Genomic DNA, 23,923 nt, shown 5'->3' with positions numbered 1-23,923 from the left:
TGAAAGATTCCTGATTCATTTTTGTTCAGTTTTCAATTCGGATAGACAGGACGCCGGCCCGACCCGGTGTGAATCCACAGGGAAATCACTATATTCCGGTTGGATGCCATCATTGCCCAGGAGTATTGTCCGCCGTGAACGGCTTTTCCATTTGCGCCAATAAAAGAACACGATGCCAGCGCAGGCGACAACCAAAAACAGGGTGACCCAGCTCAAATTTTGCAGCACAAGCTGTTCGTTACGGCCGAACCAGTACCCCAAACCGGCCAGCAGCGACACCCATAGCCCCGCCCCCAGAACCGTGGCCGCGCAAAAGGAGAAAATATTCATTCGAGATAAGCCGGCCGGCAAAGAAATATATTGGCGGATTCCCGGCAGCAGGCGCCCGATGAACATGCTGATATGGCCGTGACGATTAAAAAAGCGATCGGCTTTTTCCAGGGACCCGGGGCTGACCAGCAGGTATCGCCCGTACTTTTCAAAAAACGGCCGTCCGAACCTCAGGGTAATCCAGTAGTTGAACAAAGCACCCAGCAGACTTCCCAGTGTTCCGCAGAGAAGGACCATGCCGATGTTCATTTTTCCCGTGGCCGCAAGATATGCGGCCGGCGGGATGACCACCTCACTAGGAAAGGGGAAGAAAGAGGATTCCAAAGCCATAAGCATCACGATACCGGAATATCCCCACTGCCCAACAGTATTTGCAAGCCAGGCGACAAATTGGTGAAACATCTTACACTCCTTTGATACGGTAAACATTATACCGATTTTTTTCAACCTATTGATTTCACAAGGTTCATGACTTTCAGATTGAATAAAACCAACCCGTTGGTCCAAATCGGTATAATGTATAGTAAAGTCATACCCCGAATCAGATCGACACGCTGCTGTTCAGGATACACTGATTGGATTAGTCCTCATGACCCCGGTCATTATCTTCCCCGGCATCACGATCCTCATCATCATCCCTGTGATCCCGCTCCATGGCCAGCACCTTGCCGGAACCGGCATCCACTTTTACGTCCATGACGGCCTTGTCGGCGGTCACCACTTCAATTCCGTAAACCAGAAAACCGTTTTCATCCTCAAGTTCCGTTTTCAAAACCCGGCCCTGAACAGAGGCCAGGGCTTGCTGAACAGCCTGATCCATCGAAATTTTTGCCATTGAAGGAAATTCGGCTTCAGACTGTTTTTCAATCCGGATGGTGCCGTTGCGGATCTCAGTTTTATCGGAACCGGCCAAACTCACCCCGGCCACTGCGATACTGAGGAATAATGTCCCGGCGCCAGCCATAACAATTAATCTTTTTTTCATGATGATATCTCCTGTTTTTAGATTACAGCGGCAGCGGTATCACCAGTCTAAGCCTCACGCTAGCCTGGCGGCTGCCGTTTTTATCAATATACTCTCACCATTATGAAGAAAGTATGAACAAAAAGAGGCCGAATTTTGCCGGTTTGTATAGAGAGGTTTTTCGAATTCGGGAAGGGCTAAGCCCAAAACCGAGGTACATAACCCACCACAGGATTGATCATCTCGTTTCTAAATTTTAATTTTTCCTGCAAATCTTCACGAAATCTTCATTTTAATGGTCTATTTTATAGGTGCGTCATGGATCTTTAAGTTTGTCGAAGAAAGGAGAACAATATGATTACAAAACGGATGGTCTCTAATTACAATAATTCTAAGTTTTCCTTTTGCTATTTTTAATCAATATTCCATATCGTCTCAAAAAGAGGAAGCGTTATGAAAAAAGTGTTCCTGATTTTAGTTTTGTTTTCATTAATTATGACGGGATTTTTTTGGCAAGTACTCCAAAAGGGCTTGAAAAAAGGGATAATACTCACAAAGGAAGTAGTATATTAATACAGGGTAATTCATATCCCCAATGGATCTCTGCTTTTTTCCTTTTAGCCTTTTTAAGTATCGACAGGTATTCTTTATCAAGCCATGCTTTATTCGATGTAAATTAAAAAAATACCTCCAAGGCAAAAAAAGACCAGATTGCTGACCCAGGCGGCCACCATCGGCGGCAGGATTTTGGAGTATCCTAGAGCGGTGCACAGTCCGAAAGCAAACCAATACAAAAAGCTGATGACTATGCCCACCCCGACCGCTACGGGCAGATTTTTTCGGGATAGGGAACTCATACCCGTCGCCGCCCCGGCCAGGGCCAGGATCACACTGATAAACGGAAACGCAAGCTTTCCATTCATGTCCACCCTGTAGGTTGTGGCGTCATATCCTTCTGCCGTAATTTGCCGGATATAGGCCCGAAGCTGAGACCAGCTCATTTCTTCAGATTGAAGAACCACGGCCCCTAAGTTTTTGGGGTTAATGCCCAACTGCAGCTCCATGGTTGGCAGATTCCGGACTATATAGTCTTTTTTTTCAGAGCTGAGTACCTGCTCGGTTACCTCTGTCAAGCGCCATTTTCCATCATGGTATTCACCGGTTTTGGCATCAACTCTTCGAAGTATTTTGGACCCCTTTCCCAGAGTGGTTGCAGTGATCCCCGCGATTCGTTCATGGACCGGGTCGAAAAAGTCAATATGAAGCATGCGTTGATCCGATTTAATCCAGATATCCGACCGTCTATGCGAAACGTTTTGGTTTCCCGACCTTTCTTGATTCCAGATATGATTGGAAAGGCCCATGGCCGACGGAACAACGGTTTCCCCCAGGAAAAATGCAGCCAGCGCAAGGACTGAGCCGGCAAGAAGCGCAGGCTTGATCAGGAAATATACAGAAATACCTGAGGCCTTCAGCGCCATCAGTTCTCTGTTCCGGTTCATGACGCCAAAGGTGTAGATTACTGCCAAAAGCAGGCAGGCCGGTGCAAACTGGACAACCATGAAGGGCAGCTTCAGCAGGACACACAACAGCCCCCGGGTCATGGTGACATCGGAATTAAAAAAGTCATCAATCCTGGACAGGTAGTCGATAAAAATAAAAATGGTCAGCAGAATGATCTGAATGATGCAAAAATATCTTGAAAATTCTTTGAGCCAGTATCTGTGCAGGCAGGCTTTCATAGAGACAGATCCTTTACGCCGTTACCACGGCCTTCCAGTCTGGTGTTGGTTTTCATACCAGACCTTTTTGCCGTGAATACGGCAGATGGACGATGACTTTTGTCCATTCGTCCATACGGCTTTCAGGGGTCACTTTAGAAAAATCCCGGTTTTAACAGTCATGGTCTCCCCTCTTTCCCAGCTGCTCATGCTGAGCGGGTGATCAGCCAGACCCCGCTGCAGATAACGGCAATTCCGATCCAGCGCGTCAGGCTGATGCTTTCCTGGAAGAAGAACCATCCGGCAAAAGCCGTGACAATGTAGCCGATGGACAGCAGAGGATAGGCATAACTGACCTCAACCCTGGAAAGCACCAGGAGCCAGACCACCACACTGATGACGTAACAGGACAATCCGGCAAGAATATAGGGACTTGAGGCCACGGCAAAAAAAATGTGGCTGCTGTTCTGCAGGGAAAATTCAAAGTAACCGATTTGCCTCATGCCCTGCTTGAGTGCCAGTTGGGCGGCCGCGTTCAGCAGGACGCCGAAAATAATCAAAGGAAGATAGCTGGTCATGTTTTTTCCTTTTAATACCGCCAGAACACATACCCTGTGGGACCGTTCTGGTCTTGAAAAACAGGGGTGGGAAGTTGGCTCTGCCATTGCGCCGCATGTCTGATTCGGGCAACCAAAACCGTCTTCCCGGGGTTTTTTCGAATCAGGTCGGCCGCGGCTTTGACATCAAGCTGCCTTCCATTGGCATCCGGGTATGTCAATCCGTAATCCATTTCACCGGCCCCGCCGAGTATATAGACATCGCTTCGTTTCAAATACCAGCAAACCGCCCTGAGCGAATTCTCATCGGAAATGATGATGTTGTCACGGGTAACGCTTTGCCTGTATTTTTCCAGAATAGGTCCGGGGGATTTGACTTCACGGGTCAGATCCGGAATGGTGAAGTGAACCATGAAAAAGAAAAACAGGGGGGCGGCCCCAAATAGAAGGAGCTTGCCCCGCAGATGACGGCTTTTTAAAGACCAGACACAGAGCAGCACAAAAAAGGCCAGGCCGTTAATGACCATTATCACCTTCCAGGATTCTCTGAAAGGCCGGAACCCGTCGAAGCCAAAAAACTGGACCAGGGGGAAGGCAAGCAGAAGGACTGCGAACAGCATGGCGGTTACAGCCGTCCCTCCCTGAAAAAGCCGGTTCGGCCCCGACGTTTTAAACAGGTGCCGGAGCCCGGACGCCATGAGAATGGCAAAGGGCGGAAAACAGGGCAGAATATAGGTGAGAAGCTTTCCCCTGGACAAAGAGAAGAACAAAAAAGGCAGGACCAGCCAGCAGAGGCTGACCCGCAGCAGCCGGTTTTTTGGATCGTCCCCGCTGAACTGGGCAGCGATCCCCCGGACAGCGGCCGGGGTAACAAATGTCCATGGAATGAACATCGCCGGAGCGGTTAAAAAGAAAAACCAGAAGGATTCGCGGTGCTGGGCGTTATCTGCCAGGAACCTGCGGATATGTTCGTTCCAGAAGAAAAAATGCCAGAAATCCGGTTCTTTTAAATGAATCATGATACCCCAGGGCGCGGCGACAATCACAGCCGTCAGGATCGGCAGCCAACTCATCCGGAACAGATCCTTGTATCTTCGTTCCAAAACCAGATAGGGGGCAAGAGTCAGTACCGGTACGGCCAAAGCAAGAAACCCCTTGGTCAGGAAAGCAAAACCGCAAAAAAGACCGGACACCAGGAGCAGTAACTTTTCCCGTATCGAACCCGGCACAGCTTCTGACGATAGAAAAAAACAGGCTACGGTGGCTGTCAGAAAAAATGAAAACAGATTGTCCAGTACAGCGGTATTGCCCACACCAAAAACCTCAAAACAAGACAGAAAGATCAGTGGGGCCAGCAGGTTGTAAAACCTGTCCTCTTCATCCTCCCGGCGGCCTGCATTGCGCATCAGCAAAAAGATCAGGACCGCGGACAGGCCGACAGAAAGCGCTGACGGAAAGCGCACGGCAAAGTTGTTCTCCCCGAAAGCTTTAAGGGATGCGGCATGAACCCAGTAGCCCATGACCGGCTTTTCAAAGTAGCGCAGCCCGTTGATATGGGGGGTAATCCAGTCGCCGCCTGCGATCATCTCCCTTGGTACCTCGGCATATCTGGTTTCATCCGGCACCACAAGATCTCTGACCCCCAAAGGCAGGATATAGGCCAGCAGGAAAAAAGAGACCAGCAGCAGGACGGTAAATTTGTTTATGTTGCTCATCGGGACAATTCCTCCAGGTGGGCGCAGGGTTCGGACAGAACATCCTGGCAGGAGATCCATCCCTCCCTGCCGGGCGCAGTCGCTTGAGTCATGTATGATATTTCAATCTCAGGGATGCCGGCATATACCTCACCCAAGGGGGCAAAGCCGATTTTCCGCTGCCCGGCGCGGCTCAAAAAATCATCGAACAGGTCCAGGCAGATGATGCCCTCCGCCTCGGCATGAATGGTCAGCACGTTAAACCGGCCGGGTTGAATCAAACTCAGCAGATGATCGTTGTAGTTTTCCGGCGTGCATTGCCGGCCCACCAGTTCATCATAGGTCGGCAGGGTGGTTGGGATCTGGGGGTGGCAATAGCAGCGCCGGTCTATTACCGGATAAAAGGGGGTTGTTCCCCGGCAGTTGGACTCAAACCGGAAGGGAAACTGTTCCAGAGCGGACAGGGCCTGCGGGGTGACCTTCCAGGCCGGGGCGGCAAAACAGTCCGGTGCCCTGCCGATGATCTTCTCCAGCAGTTCATACCCTTTGCGGATTTCTCTTGCAACGGCGGCCGTGTCCAGTTTTTCAACGTTAATCTGCCAGCGGTGGTGGTCCCAGGCGTGGAGTCCCACCTCATGGCCCTCTTTTGCAGCCCTGCACATGGGTTCAGGGCTCTTTTCGCCGATAACGGGTCCGGGGCACAGGGTTCCCTTAAGTAAAATGTCCCATCCGTAGAGGCCGGCAGCCTTTGTCCTGAACATTTTCACCAGAAAAGCCGGCCGCACCAGCCGCCAAAGGTGGCGGCCCATATTGTCCGGCCCCACGGAGAAAAAGAAGGTGGCACGGACCTGATGACGCGCCAGCAGGTCCAGCAGCGCCGGAACCCCTTTTCGGGTGCCGCGCAGGGTATCCACATCTATTCTTAAGCCGACCCGGGTCTTCATTCTTGAGTTTCCACGACAGCCACAGAGTTAAGGAAATATTCCAGGGTCTCTGCCACGGATTGTTCAAAGGGAACCGTTGGGGTCCATCCCAGTATTTTTTGGGATAACCGAATGGATGGACGCCGGTGCTGGACATCCTGGTAACCGTCCCCGTAATAGGTCCGGGCTTCGATGCATTCTGTACCGCTGTCCGGCGGGAACTGAGACCTTCGTGGATGTGCTGCGAATTTTTCTCTGAGAATGTCGGCAAGGTCGGCCATGCTGTATTCGTTATCCGGGTTGCCGATATTGAAAATTTGCCCGTTGCATTGGCCGTTTTTATCTTCAATAATTTTAAACAGGCATTCCACCCCGTCTCTGTAATCGGTGAAGCAGCGTTTCTGCAGACCTCCGTCCACCAGGCGGATGGGCGAACCCTCCACCAAGTTTAAGATAAACTGGGTAATCACCCGGGAACTGCCGATTCTGGCCGATTTGAGGGAGTCCAGTTTGGGACCGACCCAGTTGAAGGGCCGGAAAATGGTGAAGGGCAGTCCCTGGGTTTTCCCATAGGCCCAGATAACCCGGTCCAGCATCTGTTTGCTGCAGGAGTAAATCCAGCGCTGCTTATGGATGGGACCCAGGACAAAGTTGGAACGATCCTCGTCAAATTCATCATCAGCGCACATACCGTACACTTCTGAAGTGGATGGAAAAATCAGCCGCTTCTTATATTTAACGCAGTACCGGACGATACGCAGGTTCTCTTCAAAATCCAGCTCAAAGACCCGCAGGGGGTTCCTGACATACTCGATGGGGGTAGCAATCGCCACCAGAGGCAGGACAATATCGCACTTTCGAACGTGGTACTCAATCCACTCCCGCATAATGGAGATATCGCCCTCCTTGTAGTGAAAATCCGGATGTGCAATTAGATCCTGAATGCAGTCCGACCTTAGATCCATGCCGTGGACCTCATAGCGCCCGCTGTCCAGAAGCCGTTTGCTCAGGTGGTTGCCGATAAAGCCGTTGACGCCGAGAATCAGGATATGCCGCTTGCGGCGCACGCCGACTACAGACTCTGTTTTGCCGTCAAAAAGCATGCCCGGAGCAAGTTTCATCTCCTGGGCAAGCTGTGTTCCTCTCATGTAGAGACCGTTTTCCTCCTGGCCATACCGCACCTCCACCGCATCGGTACCGCAGGCGATACACAAAGGATCTATGGAGAGGATAGTGCCCGGAGGCGCATCCGGCACCGAGGGTGTCTCTGCCACATCCCAGAAAAGGCATTTCCGGGTACCCAGGAAGGAAAAGGCCCCGGGATAAGGACGGGTCACGGCCCTAATCAGGTTCCTGACATCATGTGCACTCCGGGTCCAGTCGATCTGTCCGTCTTCGGGCCTTCGGCCTCCGAAATAGCTGGCCATGGCGTTGTCCTGGGGGATACGCGGTGCGCGGCCGGCAAGAATTTCGGGCAAAAGCGCCGCCAGCAGGCCTTCGGCAGCCGTACCGATTTTATGGTGCAGGGTCAGGGCCGTGTCCGTTTCATGGATAGACACCTGTTTTTGCCCCACGATGTCCCCGTCATCGGGCCGGGGGGTCATGTGGTGGAGGGTGACGCCTGTCTCGGTCTCCCCGTTGACCAGGGCCCAGTTAACAGGACACCGGCCCCGGTAGCGGGGAAGAAGAGAGCCGTGCAGGTTCATGCATCCCTGGGAAGGGATGGCCAGGATTTCGGGCCCCACCATATGGCGGTAGTAAAAGGAAAAAATCTGATCCGGGGCCAGGTTCCTGATCCGCTCAACCCAGAGGGGGTGGTTGATATCTTCGGGGGCATAGACCGGGATACCGTTGGCTGCAGCCAGTTCAGCCACAGACTCAAACCAGACGGCTTCATGGGGATCATCTTCATGGGTAAAGACCGCCTGAATTTCGTATCCGTGGTCCAAAAGTGCGTTGATGCCGATGCATCCGATATTGTGATAGGCCAGTACAATCGTTTTCATAATAATTACTCCTTGGTATCATCAAGGTCTGTTTGAGATCCACAGTTTGCACCTGTGATTTCCTGGATAAAAAAGCGGGGACGTTCCCGCACATCGTGATAGATCCGTCCGAGATACTCCCCGAGAAGCCCCATGCCGACAAACTGGGCTCCGATAAAGAAAAAGAGTATTGCAAACAGGGTGAATATGCCTTCGGCAGCCCACTGGGACCCCCAGACGAACCGCAACACGATCAGCAGCAGACCGAAGCCGATGCCGCCGGCCGCGATCACCGATCCGATCAGAGACAGAAGCCGAAGTGGGTAGGTGGACATGGAAGTGAGCAGATCAAACTGAAGGGAAATCAGCTTGAAAAAGCTGTACTTGGACTCTCCGTGTTCCCGTGAAGCGTGATTCACAGGGATCTCAACGGTACTGCCGGCAAAACTGTTGGCCAGAATGGGAATAAAGGTGGACCGTTCACGGCACTGGAGCATGGCCTGGATAATGGGTCGCCGGTAGGCCCTGAGCATGCAGCCGTAATCGGTCATCATCACGCCGGTGGCCTGCCGGACAAGCCGGTTGATCACGGAGGATGCGCCACGGCGGAACAGGGAATCCTGACGATTCTGACGTACCGTGCCGACCACGTCCACACCGCGGTCCATCTCCGCCACCAACCTGGGAATCTCTTCCGGCGGGTTCTGGAGGTCCGCATCCAGAGTGACCACAATGTGGCCGCTGCTATGTTCCAGTCCGGCAAAAACCGCCGGATGCTGGCCGTAATTCCGATTTAAAAGAATCCCCACGATTTCCGGGTGATGGTCGGCTGCGTGCCGAATAAGCTCCCGGGAACCGTCCCGGCTGCCGTCATCCACCAGGATGATTTCAAAGGACCTTCCTATGGGCTTCAAGGCGGAAAGGCAGCGGTCCACAAGTTCAGGGAGATTTTCCCTTTCGTTATATACCGGGATGACAATGGAAATATCCGGTTCCTTCACGCCAGCACCTCCTTAATGGCGTCCACAACGCTGTCAACGTCTTCCGGCGTCATGCCGGGAAACAGGGGCATAGAGCAGATCCGGTCTGAATTCCACTGGGTGTGGGGCAGTTTTTCCCCGGCAAAGGGCATGGTTTCCCGATAATATTTCTGGGTATGGACGGCCTTAAAGTGGATGCCGGTGCCGATATTTCTACTTTTAAGTTCATCCATAAAGGTTGCCCGGTCCATACGCGCCCCTTTTGTATCCAGACGAACCACAAACAGATGCCAGGCATGGCGCATGGGGTAAGAAGGCATGGACAGGGGCAAAATTTCATCCACCTGGGCCAGACGTTCCAGGTAGCGGCGGGCCAGCAGGGTCCTTTTTTCGATAAATCCCTCCAACCTTTTCAGCTGGCCCATGCCCAGGACCGCCGCAATGTCGGTGAGGTTATACTTAAATCCGGGAGCCAGCACTTCCGCCTGGGGCGACCGGCCCTGCATGGTCCTGTCATAGGCGTCCACCCCAAGGCCGTGAAATTTAAGCCGGCGGACCGCTGACAAAAGTTCGGGATCATCTGAGCAGACCATGCCGCCTTCGCCGGATGTCATATTTTTAATGGGGTGAAAGGAAAAAATGGCCGTTCCCCTGCAGCCGATCCGCTCTCCCCGGTATTCAGTGCCTGCAGCATGGGCCGCATCTTCGACCAGAGGTATCTTTTGTTCCCGGGCCAGGCGGCGTAAGGGTTCCATGTTTGCTGCGGCACCTGCAAAATGCACCGGAATGATCAACCTTGTCCGTTCCGTGATGAGCGGTTCGACGGTCTCAGCAGAGATCATCAGCGTGTCACGGTCTGCATCTGCAAAGACGGGGACGGCACCGGCCAGCTTGATGAGGTTGACTGTGGAGACCCAGGTCATGGACGGGGTGATCACCTCGTCTCCGGGGCCGATACCCAGGGCTGTCAGCACAAGATGCATTCCGCCCGTGGCCGAGCACAGGGCAACCCCACCCTCTGCACGGCAGTAGGCAGAAAACGCGTCTTCAAATTCAGCCGCCTTTGGCCCGGTCGTGATCCAACCGGATCGCAGGACATTTGCGACGGCTTCAATTTCAGGCTCGCTAATGGATGGTCTGGAAAACGGCAGAAAGTCAGGTCTCATATGCCCCCTTTTTTTTGAACTATTTATTTTCAAACAAAACACCTTTCGGATATATGACTTTAGGTAGAGCCTAAACGAAAACCCGTGATTGGACGAAAAATCATCAGATAAGCAGGCGACTATGGCCCATAACTATGTCATCCAGACAATGAAGATTTTATGAAGAAGTTGAACATAATGCTGACTCCGAACGAATAACACCCAGCCACCACAGCGAACTTTATAGAACTTTATAGATTGATGAATCACGTTAAATCGCCGGAGCGGCTGGTGTGACAATGCATATTTGCATCAAGTCTTCTCTAAAAAAAAAAGTCCGCCTGTCCATCCCTCGGGGGGACAGACAGGCGGACAGGATAATTTAGATAAGCAGGTTCAGGTTCAGTATGAGAGCATCAGCATCAGGATCAACAATTATCCAAAAATTTACCGCTTCTATATTATCGAAATTTATTCAAGTCAATGAAAAAATCATAAACAATTTAAAAAAATCAGGTAAATTAAACGGTGATCAACGGATAAAACTCATCTTTCGGCGGGGCTCAAATTCCGGATCGGGAACCCTATAAAAATTGGTCCCACCGGGAGACCAATTGAAAACAGCCGGCAATTCCCATCTGACCTTAAGCCGGGCCGACGAACCAATTCGGCCGGGAATTGACCTTTCAAAAATCGGTACTATTTTTTAATTATTGGTTCAGCATTTCACTTATGAAGGAGAGGTGCGGTATGGGGAAAAAACTTAGAGCCTGTAAGGCATGTAAAAATAAAAAAGAACATTTGCGCAAATCATCCGATACATCAAAAGCCTTTGTCTGTAAAAATTGTGGTGCATCGTCAACCGAAGCCAAGATGGTTTGCAAACCGGTCATGCAGAAATTGACCTATTCATGTCAAAAATGCAAAAGATTGTCAGATAAACCCAAACGGTTGTGCAAACCTGACAAAATCACCTAACGTTCATCTTAACGATGGGCACATGGCATCAAAATTTTGATATTAATCCTGAACCGGTGGAGCACCCCCCTTTTTTATAATACGCCTGCATCACCGGCTCAGGCACCATGCCCCCGCCCGTAGCCCAGACGAGGTGGGTGGCCTCTGCCATATTTTCAATTAACCCCTGACGGCGAATGTAGACTCTGCCTTCCGGCGAATTCAATAGCCCCGTGGGCCCTGACAATCCTGCAGCGGCAGAGGGCTCAAGAGAAATGGACTCCTGATCCGCCATAGTGTGCAAAAGCCGGTAAAGGGTTTCGTCTGTCATCGTATATGAGCCGCTGATCAACATTCCCAGGGTTTTGCCCACAAGGCCCGAGGGACGTCCCACGGCCAAACCGTCCGCATCCGTGAGATTGGACAATCCGAAATCGTGCACACAGACCTTATCATGAAGCCCTGTCATCAGACCGATGAGCATACAGGCCGAAGCGGTGGGTTCTGCAAAAAAACAGTGGACATGATCACCAAAAACGAGCTTGAGCCCCAGTGTTATCCCGCCGGGCGCACCGCCCACCCCACAGGGTAGGTAAACAAACAGCGGATGTTTTTCATCCACCACCCGGCCTAAACCGTCGAACTGCTCTTTCAGACGGCCAGCGGCCGTAGCATACCCCAACAGCAGATCCAAAGAATTTTCATCATCAATAAAATGCATCGTGGGATCGGATTGGGCCTGTTTTCGGCCTGCTGCCACAGCCCGGTTGTAATCGGTTTCATACTCCACCACGGTGACACCGCACTGCCTTAAGCGCTCTTTTTTCCAAAGGGCGGCATCGGCAGACATATGCACAACCACCTTAAACCCAAGGGCGGCACCCATGATGCCGATACTCAAGCCCAGGTTACCGGTGGACCCCACGGCAATGGCATAATTGGAAAAAAACCGCTTAAACTTGTCCGTGGCAAAAATTGAATAATCATCCCCAAAACCAAGCAGCCCCTTATCAACAGCCAGGGATTCGGCGGTCTTCAAAACCTCATAGATCCCACCCCTGGCCTTAATGGAACCGGACACGGCAAGCAGGTTGTCGCATTTGAGCAAAAGTGTTCCACAAACAGGAAATTTCCCCTGTAAATTCAGTTTTGCCTTCATGTTAGGGATTGACCGCAACGGCGATTCAATAATGCCGTTATCCCCACGGGTCCGGGGGAAGACCTTTGCAATAAACGGGGTAAACCGTTTCAGCCTTGCTTGCGCATCGGCCACATCTTTGTATGACAAGGCAATGGACTTAAATGCGGCGTTTACGGGCCGGCACTCCGGATTTGACCAAAACACCTCTTGACCTGCCATAATCTCTTTAAGCAGGGGAAGAGTCTTCTGCCATTGTTCAATTGTTTTTCCTGCAATACGTTCAGTGTTCAAAATCAGTGTTCAAAATTTTTTAAATATCGATATTTAATCATATATGGTATGTACGAGCTAATATTAACAGGATGCTGTTACTATGGACACCGAAAAAGATAAATCATTCCGGGGAAATTATGATCTGTTCAGGGAACTGGACCCGGATGTTCTTCAAAAAAAATTTCTAAATGCACTGCTCGAAATCCAGAACGTCAGACGTGGATCAATCTGGATCAAACGAGGCCGGACCTATGTCTGTGTGGAGGCCGCCGGTATTGACAGCGAAAATATAGTGGGGGTTACCCTGGATGCAGGCTCACCCTCCATTGTGGGCTGGGTGATTGAAAACGGCAGAATGACCATTGCCAAAGCGGGCTCCGACCGCCGTCACAACCGGGAGGTGGAAGCCAATTTTGCCATAAAAAGCAACCAGATCCTGTGTTTCCCCTTGCTGATAGACGGACAGGTTTTTGGGGCGGTACAGATCATTGACACCACCCCTGACAGTATTCAACTTAATCTGGATTCTTCATACCTTGCCCATGTTCAATCCCTGGTTGAAATCTGTTCCATCGCCCTGGGTAACGCTCTATCTTACTCAAGGGAACGGAAAAAAAATCGCAGGCTTTCTTCGGCCCTGTCCAGAATGGAAAAGGAAAACATTATTATCGGCCAAAGCAAAGCCTTTCACAAAAGCATGGATCTTATCAAAAGCTATGCAGATACCGACTTTAATGTGCTGATAACGGGCGAAAGCGGCACGGGCAAGGAACTTGTGGCAGAGCGTCTTCACACGGGCAGCGCCAGGGCGGATTATCCCTTTTTGGTCCAGAACTGTTCGGCCATTCCCGAAACCCTTCTGGAAAGCGAATTATTCGGGTATAAAAAAGGCGCATTTACCGGTGCAACCCGGGACCGGGCCGGGTTGTTTGAAGCGGCTGACGGCGGCACAGTGTTCCTGGACGAAATCGGAGATATGCCCATGAACACCCAGGCCGGACTCCTGCGGGTGCTGCAGAAAAATGAGATCAAACCATTGGGCGCCAGCCAAATCCGGCATATCAATGTCAGAATCGTTGCCGCCACCAATAAGGATCTTGCCGGAATGATCCGGGAAAATCGATTCAGACAGGATCTTTATTACCGCCTGTCCGTATTGCCGGTTCACCTGCCGCCATTGCGGGAACGTAAGGAAGATATTCCGTTGCTGGTCCGACATTTTTTGACCACGGAAGGCCGGAAAACAAAAATTTTTGAAAAAAAAATATCCCCTGACACCATACATCACCTGGTGGCTTATACATGGCCGGGAAATATCCGTGAGCTGGAAAATCTTATCCGGTATTTAATGGTTACAGCCCCAAAAGACGTTATAAGACCGGAGGATCTGCCCGAACATATCCGTAAATCCGGCCAGGATGGGACCACAGAAGACACGGACACAATGGATTCAGCGCCCCAGGCAAGTGGGGCACAATGCCTGCACGATATTTCCGCCATGACCTGGCCGGATCTTGAAAAGGCCTATGTCAAGGCGCTCATGGAAAAATTTAACTGGAATATCACCTGGGCGGCAAAGGCATCGGGTATCAACCGCTCAACCTTTGCCTCGCGCATGCGCAAACTTAAGATTCACCGGGGTACGGGGGCATCGTCATAGATAGCACCAGACACGTCAAAATATTTTTATCAACGTCATAAATGTTCTGTTTTTTTTCAATTGTATTCTATGTTATAGTGCATCATCCTGAAATAATAAGAGAGTAGTGCCATGGCCAAAACATCAAATCGCACCGTAAGCGTTTCCTGCCGTCTCAAAGAACTGCGGACCCAAAAAAAAATGACCCAGTCTGAACTTGCCGGCCTTGTGGGAATCAAGCGCCAGGCTGTTTATGATATCGAAGCCGGCCGTTACCTGCCCAATACCGGTGTTGCCCTTGCAATGGCCCAGGTGCTGGGCTGCCGGGTGGAGGATATCTTTTATCAGGCAGCGGGCCAGGCCCGGGACGTGGTCCTGGTGGACGAAGAATTTGCCTGGGGTCCGCGGGTGAACATCGCCAAGGTCCGGGAACGCCACTTTGCATACCCCCTTGTGGGCACCCATGCCAGGATGGAGGACATGGGCGCTGCAGACGGATTGCTTGAACCGGGCCAGGCCAGGGCAAAGATATTATTACCCGAAGAACGGGTGGCATCCACAGCCCTGCTTCTGGGCTGTGATCCGGCCTTTTCCGTCCTGGGTCACCGGGTCCGTGAGACCCCGGGAAATGCAGGCCTGAATGTCAGATTTGCGTCCAGTCAACAGGCTGTCATCCGGGTGGCCGCAGGCCAGGCCCATATCGCAGGGACCCACATGCATACCCGGGGAGGTGATGATGGAAACAAATTTCTGGTCACCCAGACAATGAAAGATATCTCAGGTTTTCTGATTGCATTTTCCGCCTTTGAGGAAGGGCTGCTGGTTGCCCCTGGGAATCCTAAGGGGATTCAGGGCGTTGCCCACCTGGCACGCAAGGACGTCCGGCTTGCCAACCGGGAGGAAGGGGCTGCGCTCCGCAGTCTCCTGGATGATTTGCTTGAAGAGGGCAACATTCCTGCAACGGCAATCCTGGGATATGAATACCTGGTGCATAGCCATGCCCAGGGGGCCGAGGCCGTGCGCCATCACGTCTGTGATGTTGCCCTGGGATTGCGGGCCGTGGCCGTGACCTATGGGTTGGATTTCATCCCCCTTTCCCATGTTCGCTGTGATCTTGTCATTCCTTCTGACCTGATGACCCATCCCGGTGTTGCAGCAGCCCTGGATATTATCCAGACCCGGGCATTCAGAGAGGAGCTTGCCTGCCTGCCCGGTTATGAAACTTCGGACACCGGCCGTATTATTGCAGAATTGTAAGATGAAATATTAGTAGAATTGTTAAAACGATATATTCATTAAATTTAAGCATTTTCTTTACCGTTTCTATTAATTCTAACAATAACGTTTTTACCTCTATCTCTTTACAAAAACACAAAATTGTTGTCTTGTATTTTTACAGCATGCTAAATTCATTTTCACCCCTTATCTTTGCTCATTAAGTAACCCATTTGTTTTTCAGATAAATTTTAAAAATTATTTTTAAATTTATTTTTAGAACCAAAAGGCACATTTTGTGCATATTTTAAAATTCATTAAAAAAACTATTGAAAAGCAGTTAAAAATAGAATAGATGTTCCGGTCCCTAAGCTCTATGCCGGTTTTTCATAACAAATAAACAGACAATAATGTTGGATAAAATTTATACTTCTAAAAAAATGACAAAGGTGCTGTTTTCGCTGGACACCCCTTGGACAACCTGGTGCCTGTATTAAGAAAATTGTTGGAGCCGATCATGAAATTTTCAAATTATAAGCCGACAGAATACTATGATGAACTCTTCCACAAGGACGGCACTGTCAGGGACGGTGCTAAAAAACTAATCAATCAAATAGAGTCCCTGCCGGAAAATGCGCTGTTATTAAAGCAACAATCTGCGGAAACCTCACTTCTGCAGTTAGGTAACACCTTTAATGTGTATGGAAGTGAGGAAGGAACAGAAAAGATCCTGCCCTTTGACATTATCCCAAGAATCATTGAGGACAGGGAGTGGCAACACATTGAAAGCGGGTTGCGGCAGCGTATCCATGCCCTGAATCTGTTTCTTGAAGATATCTACCACGATAAAAAAATTATTAAGGACAAGGTAGTCCCCGAAGATCTGATCATGTCCTGCGCCGCTTACCGCAAACAGATGGAAGGGTTTACACCGCCCAAAGGCGTCTGGTGCCATGTCACGGGCACGGATTTGATCCGGGATACGGACGGCGAGTTTTATGTACTTGAGGACAATCTGCGCTGTCCATCCGGCGTATCCTATGTGCTTGAAAACCGCCAGGTCCTTAAACGCACGTTTCCCGAAGTTTTTGCAAGCTCACAGGTCCGGGCCGTGGATGAATATCCCCACAAACTTCTGGCCACCCTTGAAAACCTTTTGCCCTCCACAGGCTCCAACCACAAGATCGGGGTGCTTACCCCGGGGCGGTATAATTCCGCCTATTTTGAACATTCATTCCTTGCCCAGCAGATGGGCATTGAATTGGTGGAAGGCCAGGACCTTGTGGTGTCCGATGACAGGCTTTATATGCGGACCACTAAGGGACTTTCACCCATTGAGGTTCTTTACCGCCGCATTGATGATGATTTCATTGACCCCAAAGTGTTCCGGTCCGATTCCATGCTCGGGGTTCCGGGTATTATGTCGGCCTATTTCAAGGGCCGGGTGGCCATGGCCAACGCACCGGGCACCGGCGTAGCGGATGACAAGGCCGTGTATGCGTATGTGCCGAAAATTATTTCATATTACCTGGGGGAAGATCCCATTTTACCCAATGTGCCTACTTATGTGTGCTGGGATGAAAAGGACCGCGCCCATGTGCTTGACAATCTGGATAAATTTGTGGTCAAGGCAGCCAATGAAAGCGGCGGATACGGTATGATGATCGGCCCCCATGCCGACAAGGCCGAGCGCGAGGAGTTTGCCCGCCGTATCAAGGCCAGCCCCAGGACCTATATTGCCCAGCCCACCATCAGCCTTTCCCAGGTGCCCACCATTGTGGGGGATCATTTTGAAGGGCGGCATGTGGACCTTCGCCCCTACATTCTTTACGGCGAGGATATCTATGTGCTTCCCGGCGGGCTGACACGGGTGGCCTTGAGAAAAGGATCTTTGGTGGTGAACTCGTCCCAGGGGGGTGGCACAAAAGACTCCTGGGTTTTAAGTGGCACAGATTAATTATTGGGGTAAAAATTAGGGAGATATCATGTTAAGCCGCGTTGCAGATTCCATCTACTGGATGACCCGTTATATTGAAAGAGCCGAAAATATAGCTCGTTTTATTAATGTAAACCTTAACCTGTCCCTGGACATGGCCTCAGGAATGGCCGGGGCCTGGCAGCCCCTGGTAATGACCACAGGCGACCATGAAGTGTTTGAAAAACGGTACGGTACAGATTATTCCAGGGAAAATGTGATCCAGTTCCTGGCCCTGGACAGGGAATACGGCAACTCCATTATTTCCTGTGTAGCCGCTGCCAGGGAAAACGCCCGAAGCGTCAGGGAAATCATCTCATCGAGCATATGGGAACAGATTAACCGCTCCTATCTTCTGCTCAAGGATGCAACCCAAAACCGTGTGGCCCACAAGGACCCACACGGCTTTTTCAAAGGCATCACCGATATGAGCCATATGTTCACAGGCCTGTTGCATGCCACCATGTCCCGGGGGGAGGCCTTTCATTTTGCCTTGCTCAGCCAATTTCTCGAACGGGCTGATAAGACCTCCCGAATACTGGACGTTAAATACTTCATGCTGTTACCCACACCCGAAAATGTCAACTCCCCTTACGATGTGATCCAGTGGGGCGCTGTGCTCAAATCCACCTCCGGGTTTGAAATCTATCGGAAACAATTTCACCGGATTGTACCCAAACAGGTGTGCGACTTTCTAATCTTTGATCCGGACTTTCCCAGATCCATCCACTGCTGCCTGACAAACGCCAAGAGCGCCCTGCACGAAATCACCGGTACCCCCAGGGCTGCTGTATCCAATCCGGCGGAAAAAAGCCTGGGCCGGTTATGCGCGGATCTGGATTATTCGGATATTGATGATGTAATTTCCACAGGCATGCACGAATACCTTGATGATCTGCAGACAAAGATTAACCAGGTTGGGATCGGCATCCGCGAGGTATTTTTCAAAATTCCCGACAACCAGACGGAACAGACCTCTGTCCAAGTCCAGTAAAACAAACCGGACCTACCCTTTAAGGAGTATTTACATCCATGGCAATTCAAGTGGCCTTGTATCATAAAACCGAATATAAATATGATCGCAAAATCCAATTAGGCCCCCAGGTGATCCGGCTGCGCCCCGCCCCCCACTGCCGGACCCCGATTTTAAGCTACAACCAGACGGTTTTACCGGACGACCATTTTATCAACTGGCAGCAGGATCCTTTTTCCAACTATCTGTCCAGGCTTAATTTCCAGGAAAAGACCGATCATTTTTCCATTGTTGTGGATCTTGTTGCCGAAATGGTCACCATTAACCCCTTTGATTTTTTTCTGGAGGAGTATGCCCGGGAATATCCATTTAAATATTCATCGGAGGTCAAAAAGGACTTGGGGCCTTTTTTACAAAAAACCCGTGTGGGCAGCAAATTTACCGCCTATCTTTCCCAGATCAGCCGCAAAAAAGAGAACACCATTGATTTCCTGGTCCGTGTGAACCAGGATCTGCAAAAGGCCATCAGCTATAATATCCGCATGGAGCCCAATGTCCAGACCTGTGAGGAGACATTGACCAAGCGGTCGGGCTCCTGCAGGGATTCGGCCTGGCTGCTGGTCAACATTTTACGCCATCTTGGATTAGCATCCCGGTTTGTATCCGGGTACCTGATCCAGCTCGCCGCCGATGTCAAATCCCTTGAAGGGCCTTCGGGACCGGAACAGGACTTCACAGACCTTCATGCCTGGGTAGAGGTGTTTCTACCCGGAGCCGGCTGGGTGGGGCTGGACCCCACATCCGGACTTTTGGCCGGTGAAGGCCATATCCCCCTTGCCTGTACCCCGTTTCCCAAAAGCGCGGCGCCTGTCACAGGGGGGCTTGAGAAGTGCGAGGTAGAATTTTCCCACACCATGCGCGTGACACGCATCCACGAAGATCCCAGATCCACCAAACCCTATCCCGAGGAGATCTGGACAAAAATTCACGATCTTGGCTTCCGGGTGGATGAAGAGATTAAAAAGGAAAACATCACCTTGACCATGGGCGGAGAACCCACCTTTGTATCGGCCACGGACATGGACGCCGATGAATGGAACACCGCCGCCGTGGGGCCCACCAAAAAAATCAAGGCCATGGAACTGCTACAGCGCCTGCGGGGCAAATGGGCCCCGGGCAGCCTGCTACACATCGGCCAGGGCAAATGGTATCCGGGCGAGTCCCTGCCCCGCTGGGCCCTGGGTTGTTACTGGCGAAGGGACGGCACCCCCCTTTGGCAGGATCCGTCCCTTCTGGCGGATGACACCAGGGACTACGGTTTCGGCCCTGCCCATGCACAAGTCTTGATCCAGACCGTCACCCAGGTACTGGGGGTGGATGAACAATATATCATACCGGCCTATGAAGATGTATTCTACTGGCTCTTAAAGGAGCAGCGCCTGCCGGTCAATGTTACCCCGGAAGACTCCCGGCTGAAAGATCCCGAGGAGCGCGCCCGTATGTCCCGGGTATTTGAACAGGGCATTGGGACGGTCACGGGCTTTGTACTGCCCATTAAGAAAGGATCATGGAAAAGCTGCGCCTGGGACTTGCGTTCCAGCAATTTATTTCTGGTGCCCGGAGATTCGCCCATGGGGCTTCGTTTGCCCCTGGACAGTCTGCCCTGGATATCTCCCAAAAAGTATCCCCATGTGGTGGAAGAGGACCCCATGGGAATCCACGGCCCGTTCCCTGATCCGTTGACAACCGATTCGGACAAGGAACAGTTGCGCCGGGTGGAAAGGGAAAAGGACGGTCAATTCAATATCCCGGGACAACCGGAAACACAAACCCGGGATGATGTTGTCTCCCAAACCCTTGGGCCCGTAGTCCATCCGGCCTATGACGCCGACGGCACCGAGCCGGTCATCCGGACGGCCATTTGTATCCAGCCCAGGGACGGACGGCTCTATGTATTCATGCCTCCCATGGCCAGTGCAACAGATTATTTCGAACTGATTGCCGCAGTGGAACAGGCCGCCCGCACCACAGGTTTTCCTGTAATCATTGAAGGCTACACCCCGCCCTTTGATCACCGGATCAACGTCCTCAACGTCACCCCGGACCCCGGGGTAATTGAAGTGAACATTCACCCGGCAACCACCTGGGGCCAGATGGTGGATGTGACCTGTGATCTGTACGAAGAGGCGAGACAATCAGGCCTTGGCACGGAAAAGTTCATGCTAGACGGACGGCACTCCGGCACCGGCGGCGGCAACCACATTGTCATGGGCGGCCCCAGTCCCGGCCAAAGCCCCTGGCTTGCCCGGCCGGACCTGTTGCGCAGTTTTTTAGCGTTCTGGAATAATCATCCATCGTTGTCCTTTCTCTTTTCAGGGTTGTTCATGGGGCCCACCAGCCAGTCCCCAAGGATTGATGAAGCACGCCACGACACCCTGGATGAACTGGACATTGCCTTTGCCGAGCTTGACAACCAGATGTCATCCTATCAATCCAATTTTCTGCCCGGCTCAGATATTGGATTGCCGTGTCCGCCCTGGCTGGTGGACCGGTTGTTCCGCCACCTGCTCACGGATCTTACCGGCAACACCCACCGGGCTGAATTCTGCATTGACAAATTGTACTCCCCGGACTCCGCTTCCGGGCGGCTGGGGCTGTTGGAGTTTCGCTCCTTTGAGATGCCGCCCCATGCCAGAATGAGCCTTGCCCAGCAGTTGCTGCTGCGCATATTCATGCTCAAATTCTGGAAAACACCTTACAAAGAAAAACTGGTGCGGTGGGGAACGACCCTGCACGACAAGTTCATGCTGCCCTTTTATGTGTGGCAGGATTTCTGCGATGTGCTGGATATTCTGCGCCGGGACGGCTATGACCTGACGCCCGCATGTTTTCACCCCCACTTTGAATTCAGGTTCCCCTTTATCGGAAAAGTCTGCCATGCAGGTGTGGAAATGGAACTGCGCACCGCCATTGAACCCTGGCATGTACTGGGGGAAGAACCCGGCGGCGGGGGTACGGCCAGATATGTAGACTCCTCTTTAGAGCGCCTCCAGATCAAGGTAACCGGCATGACGGATGACCGTTACCAGGTGCTTTGCAACGGGCGCCCCGTACCCTTTCACCCCACAGAGATCAATGCCCAGTCCGTGGCCGGAATCCGGTACCGGGCCTGGCAGCCCCCGTCCTGCCTGCACCCCACCATCGGTGTACATACCCCGTTGGTCTTTGACCTGGTGGATACCTGGAGTATGCGGTCACTGGGCGGATGCACCTATCATGCATTCCACCCGGGTGGGCGAGGTTATGACATTTTTCCAATTAACGCCCTGGAAGCCGAAGGCCGACGGATTTCCCGGTTCAGGGATATTGGTCACACCCCGGGCCCGTTGAACCAGATACCCAACGAACCGTTAAACCCAAGGTTTCCATATACCCTGGACTTAAGGACCCGCTATTAACAGCATGAGCCGAGCAACTGATAGACCAGGCTCGGCTCATGACTGATTTTAAAAATTAAGCGACGTCTGAATATTCGGCATCAATGATATCATCATCGTCCTTGGACACTGTGTTCCCGGTGGTTTCGCCGGGACCTGAAGACGGTCCCTGGGCCTGGGAATACGCAGCCTGGCTCATGGTGTTCAAAGCCTGATTCAGGCGTTCAGTTGCTGTGTTTATCCGGTTCACATCATCTGACTTTACTGCCTCTTTCAAATCATTGGACAATCCTTCCAAACGGCCCCGGGTATCTGCATCCACAGGGATCTGTGATCCGCTGATTATTTTTTCAGTCTGGTAGATCAGTTGATCCGCCTGGTTTCTGGCCGTTACCAGATCTTTTTTGCGTTTATCCTCTTCTGCATGACGCTCAGCATCTTTAACCAGGGCGTCGATCTCTTCCTTTGAAAGACCTGAGGAAGACGTAATCTGGATGGACTGCGCCTTGCCTGTTGCCTTATCTTTGGCAGACACGTTAACAATACCGTTGGCATCAATGTCAAAGGTGACTTCAATCTGAGGGGTACCTCTGGGGGCGGCAGCAATACCGGTCAATTCAAACTGGCCAAGCAATTTATTATCTGAAGCCATCTCACGCTCACCCTGGAGCACATGTATGGTAACAGCCGGCTGATTGTCTTCAGCCGTGGAAAAGACCTCACTTTTCTGCACCGGGATGGTGGTATTTTTCTCGATCAGCCGCGTCATCACACCACCCATGGTCTCAATACCTAGAGACAGCGGCGTAACATCCAGCAGCAGTACATCTTCCAAATCGCCTTTGAGGATACCGCCCTGGATGGCGGCACCCAACGCCACCACTTCGTCCGGGTTTACCCCCTTGTCCGCAGGTTTGCCAAAGATCTTTTCCACCCTGGACTGAACCGCAGGCATCCGGGTCATGCCGCCCACAAGGATCACCTTGTCGATGTCGGAAAAATTAAGACCCGCATCTTTAACGGCTGTTGCACACGGCCCTTCCAGCCGGTCCAGCAGGTCGGACACCAGACTTTCAACTTTGGCCCGGGTCAGCTTAATATTTAAATGTTTCGGGCCTGAGGCATCTGCGGTGATAAAGGGCAGATTAATCTCTGTTTCCAAAGAAGAGGAGAGTTCCTGTTTTGCCTTTTCCGCCGCCTCTTTAAGCCGCTGAAGCGCCATAGCATCATTTCGCAGATCAATACCCTGATCTTTTTTGAACTCATCGGCCAAATAGTTGACAATCTGCAGGTCAAAATCCTCGCCGCCCAGATGGGTATCGCCATTGGTGGCCTTTACTTCAAAGACACCGCCGCCAAGCTCCAGAATGGAGATGTCAAAGGTGCCGCCCCCAAGGTCAAACACGGCAATCTTCTGTTCATCTTTCTTCTCCAGCCCAAAGGCCAGGGAGGCCGCTGTGGGCTCGTTGATGATGCGCAGCACATTCAGTCCCGCAATTTTTCCGGCATCCTTTGTGGCCTGGCGCTGGCTGTCGTTAAAATAAGCCGGAACTGTGATCACGGCATCCGTCACCTTTTCCCCGAGATACTCTTCAGCCGTTTTTTTGATATTGGCCAGAATAAAAGAGGAGATCTCCGCCGGGGTGTGATCCTTGCCGTTCATCTGAACAGCCACCCCGCCGTTGCCGGCCTTCTTAATTTTATAAGGAAGAATGGAGATGTCCGCCTGAACTTCAGGGGAATCAAAATGCCGCCCGATTAAACGTTTTACCCCAAATACCGTATTTTCCGGGTTGGTCACGGCCTGGCGCCGGGCTGCCTGCCCCACCAGACGCTCCCCGTTTTGGGTCACGGCCACCACCGATGGTGTGGTTCTTCCCCCTTCGGGGTTTGTAATAACAACTGGTTTACTGTTTTCGAGTATGGATACGCAAGAGTTTGTGGTACCCAGGTCGATTCCGATTATATGACTCATGTCTTACCTCCGTTGGTTTATTGTTTACGGGATAAAGGT

Annotated in this window: 17 protein-coding genes; 6 read left to right on the top strand and 11 right to left on the bottom strand. The window is 51.6% G+C overall.

All coding sequences use genetic code 11. The features are described 5' to 3' along the window. Positions 1–15: 15 nt before the first annotated feature. From B147_RS28025 to B147_RS0109665, 9 genes are all read right to left on the bottom strand, one after another. The gene (locus tag B147_RS28025; protein WP_020587016.1) at positions 16–732 is read right to left on the bottom strand and encodes a DedA family protein; all 717 of its coding nucleotides are present in this window, start codon (positions 730–732) and stop codon (positions 16–18) included. A 178-nt stretch (positions 733–910) separates the two neighbouring features. Continuing rightward, the gene (locus tag B147_RS28020; RefSeq protein ID WP_020587015.1) at positions 911–1,315 is read right to left on the bottom strand and encodes a PepSY domain-containing protein; all 405 of its coding nucleotides are present in this window, start codon (positions 1,313–1,315) and stop codon (positions 911–913) included. A 641-nt stretch (positions 1,316–1,956) separates the two neighbouring features. Next, positions 1,957–3,036, bottom strand: coding sequence for an LPS export ABC transporter permease LptG (gene lptG / locus B147_RS0109695; RefSeq protein ID WP_020587013.1), 1,080 nt, complete (start codon positions 3,034–3,036; stop codon positions 1,957–1,959). Between the two features lie 185 nt (positions 3,037–3,221). Next, positions 3,222–3,593 carry an SMR family transporter gene (locus B147_RS0109690; protein ID WP_020587012.1) on the bottom strand — a complete coding sequence of 124 codons (372 nt, stop codon included), beginning with the start codon at positions 3,591–3,593 and terminating at the stop codon, positions 3,222–3,224. Between the two features lie 11 nt (positions 3,594–3,604). Beyond that, complete coding sequence (locus B147_RS28015) at positions 3,605–5,287, bottom strand: phospholipid carrier-dependent glycosyltransferase (protein WP_020587011.1); 1,683 nt, start codon at positions 5,285–5,287, stop codon at positions 3,605–3,607. Next, positions 5,284–6,210 carry a polysaccharide deacetylase family protein gene (locus B147_RS28010; RefSeq protein WP_020587010.1) on the bottom strand — a complete coding sequence of 309 codons (927 nt, stop codon included), beginning with the start codon at positions 6,208–6,210 and terminating at the stop codon, positions 5,284–5,286. The genes B147_RS28015 and B147_RS28010 overlap by 4 nt, the downstream gene beginning before the upstream one ends. After that, complete coding sequence (gene arnA / locus B147_RS0109675; RefSeq protein ID WP_020587009.1) at positions 6,207–8,195, bottom strand: bifunctional UDP-4-amino-4-deoxy-L-arabinose formyltransferase/UDP-glucuronic acid oxidase ArnA; 1,989 nt, start codon at positions 8,193–8,195, stop codon at positions 6,207–6,209. The genes B147_RS28010 and arnA overlap by 4 nt, the downstream gene beginning before the upstream one ends. Positions 8,196–8,200: 5 nt before the next feature. After that, on the bottom strand, positions 8,201–9,175 hold the full coding sequence (locus B147_RS28005; protein WP_020587008.1) for a glycosyltransferase: 975 nt from the start codon (positions 9,173–9,175) through the stop codon (positions 8,201–8,203). Continuing rightward, entirely contained in the window at positions 9,172–10,320 is a 1,149-nt protein-coding gene (locus B147_RS0109665) for an aminotransferase class I/II-fold pyridoxal phosphate-dependent enzyme (RefSeq protein WP_020587007.1), read from the bottom strand. Before B147_RS0109665 ends, B147_RS28005 begins: the two co-directional genes overlap by 4 nt. A 729-nt stretch (positions 10,321–11,049) precedes the next feature. On the opposite strand from B147_RS0109665, the gene B147_RS0109650 reads away from it, so the two are divergent. Then, the gene (locus B147_RS0109650; protein WP_020587004.1) at positions 11,050–11,277 is read left to right on the top strand and encodes a hypothetical protein; all 228 of its coding nucleotides are present in this window, start codon (positions 11,050–11,052) and stop codon (positions 11,275–11,277) included. Positions 11,278–11,305: 28 nt separating this feature from the next. Here B147_RS0109650 and B147_RS0109645 read toward each other — a convergent pair whose 3' ends face one another. After that, on the bottom strand, positions 11,306–12,688 hold the full coding sequence (locus tag B147_RS0109645; protein ID WP_026259590.1) for a D-serine ammonia-lyase: 1,383 nt from the start codon (positions 12,686–12,688) through the stop codon (positions 11,306–11,308). Positions 12,689–12,770: 82 nt separating this feature from the next. Here B147_RS0109645 and B147_RS0109640 point away from each other — a divergent pair, with 82 nt between their 5' ends. The 5 genes from B147_RS0109640 to B147_RS0109620 all read left to right on the top strand — a co-directional run bounded on the left by B147_RS0109640 (position 12,771) and on the right by B147_RS0109620 (position 21,930). After that, on the top strand, positions 12,771–14,330 hold the full coding sequence (locus B147_RS0109640; protein ID WP_020587002.1) for a sigma-54 interaction domain-containing protein: 1,560 nt from the start codon (positions 12,771–12,773) through the stop codon (positions 14,328–14,330). 111 nt (positions 14,331–14,441) lie between these two features. Beyond that, complete coding sequence (locus tag B147_RS0109635) at positions 14,442–15,566, top strand: substrate-binding domain-containing protein (RefSeq protein WP_020587001.1); 1,125 nt, start codon at positions 14,442–14,444, stop codon at positions 15,564–15,566. Positions 15,567–16,041: 475 nt separating this feature from the next. After that, on the top strand, positions 16,042–17,481 hold the full coding sequence (locus B147_RS0109630; RefSeq protein ID WP_020587000.1) for a circularly permuted type 2 ATP-grasp protein: 1,440 nt from the start codon (positions 16,042–16,044) through the stop codon (positions 17,479–17,481). Between the two features lie 28 nt (positions 17,482–17,509). Further along, positions 17,510–18,493 carry an alpha-E domain-containing protein gene (locus tag B147_RS0109625; protein ID WP_020586999.1) on the top strand — a complete coding sequence of 328 codons (984 nt, stop codon included), beginning with the start codon at positions 17,510–17,512 and terminating at the stop codon, positions 18,491–18,493. Positions 18,494–18,531: 38 nt separating this feature from the next. Further along, positions 18,532–21,930 (top strand): transglutaminase family protein, encoded by a 3,399-nt coding sequence (locus B147_RS0109620; protein WP_020586998.1) that lies wholly within the window; start codon positions 18,532–18,534, stop codon positions 21,928–21,930. A gap of 55 nt (positions 21,931–21,985) precedes the next feature. On the opposite strand, the gene dnaK is transcribed toward B147_RS0109620, so the two are convergent. Then, the gene (gene dnaK, locus B147_RS0109615) at positions 21,986–23,884 is read right to left on the bottom strand and encodes a molecular chaperone DnaK (RefSeq protein ID WP_020586997.1); all 1,899 of its coding nucleotides are present in this window, start codon (positions 23,882–23,884) and stop codon (positions 21,986–21,988) included. Positions 23,885–23,923: the final 39 nt, after the last annotated feature.

It is taken from the genome of Desulfobacter curvatus DSM 3379, from assembly GCF_000373985.1.
Classification (GTDB): Bacteria; Desulfobacterota; Desulfobacteria; order Desulfobacterales; family Desulfobacteraceae; genus Desulfobacter; species Desulfobacter curvatus.
This window is presented reverse-complemented; position numbering and strand designations above follow the sequence as displayed.